The 519-nt window shown below is 62.6% G+C and carries 1 protein-coding gene; it reads right to left on the bottom strand.

Annotated features, from left to right (window positions below; all coding sequences use genetic code 11):
• Positions 1-8: 8 nt before the first annotated feature.
• Positions 9-287 carry a hypothetical protein gene (locus Pph01_RS42535; RefSeq protein ID WP_204078955.1) on the bottom strand — a complete coding sequence of 93 codons (279 nt, stop codon included), beginning with the start codon at positions 285-287 and terminating at the stop codon, positions 9-11.
• Positions 288-519 lie beyond the last annotated feature (232 nt).

Raw genomic sequence — 519 nt, forward strand, 5'->3', positions numbered from 1 at the left:
CCAGCGTGCTACGGCGGGCCGGGCTGAGAAGAGGCTGGGCCTGTGAGCGCCGATAGCAGGCCCTCCAAGTCTTGGGCGCATGCACCGCAGGCCAGAAAGTGCGCATGAACGCCCGGGAACCGCTCGCTCGGGTCGTTGCCCGCAGCAAGCAGCTCCGCGTAGACGTCCAACATCTCCATGGCTTCGTCGCAGCCGGCGTCACGCGGATCGGTCTGGAGAAAGGCGTCCAGTCGCGCCCAGTGATCACTCCTTTGATCGCCGGATGCGTTCTGCGCTTTGTTATCCACGCGTCCACCTTGGTTGATTCATGCCTCGGATGCCTAGCCAGAGTGTCCAGCCAACGAGAAGCACTCCCCCATCTACTTATAGTCGCGGGGTCTGCTCCTGGCCTGGCCGTGGGCAATTCGGTCTATCAGCTGGCGTGTTCTTGCTGGGGCAGCTGCCACTGAGGTCGGACGTAGTGGCACATGTAGCCGTTGGGATGCTTGATCAAGTAGTCCGGTGCTCAGGCTCTGCCTC

The sequence above is a fragment of the Planotetraspora phitsanulokensis genome, assembly GCF_016863295.1.
In the GTDB taxonomy this organism is placed as follows: domain Bacteria; phylum Actinomycetota; class Actinomycetes; order Streptosporangiales; family Streptosporangiaceae; genus Planotetraspora; species Planotetraspora phitsanulokensis.